The organism is Lonsdalea iberica (assembly GCF_002111585.1).
Classification (GTDB): domain Bacteria; phylum Pseudomonadota; class Gammaproteobacteria; order Enterobacterales; family Enterobacteriaceae; genus Lonsdalea; species Lonsdalea iberica.
Genome location: NZ_LUTP01000129.1, coordinates 1 through 579 on the forward strand (window position 1 = coordinate 1; position 579 = coordinate 579).

A 579-nucleotide genomic window follows, 5' to 3' on the forward strand; every position below is an offset into this window, starting at 1 on the left:
CAGGGCCGGACCTGGCGCTACGGCTACGACCCGGAGACGCAGCAGCTGACGTCGGTCACTGCGCCGGACGGCAGCCGCTGGCAGTGGTGGCTGGATGCCGATGGGCGAGTCATCCGCGAACAGGATATGGCCGGCACGGTCACCCACTACGGCTATGACGAAGACGGGCACTGCATCGAGGTGCGCAACGGCGAAGGCGAGCAGCGTCGCTTCCAGTACGACGGCCGTGGCCTGCTGATACAGGAGACCTCGCCGGAAGAGACGGTGCACTATCGCTACGATGCGGTGGGACGGCTGACCGAGGTGACGTCTTCGGTCAGCCACGTACAGCTGGAATACGACCTGCGCGACCGGGTGGTGCGCGAGTGGCAGAACGGCACGGAAGTGCGCAGAGCCTACGATGAGCACAGCGTCACGCGCACCCTGCTGTGGTCGGAAGAAGAACAGGAAGAGGAAGGACTGACCAGCACCTTCCGCTACAGCCGGACCGGTGAGCTCAAACAGGTGCTGCTGCCGGACGGCGCGGAACTGACGATGAATCACGATGCCGCCGGGCGCGAGAGCGAACGCCGGGGCGGG

Annotated in this window: 1 pseudogene; it reads left to right on the top strand. The window is 66.1% G+C overall.

The window, feature by feature from the left end:
- Positions 1–579: pseudogene (locus AU511_RS17050) on the top strand (RHS repeat-associated core domain-containing protein); the annotation flags it as partial.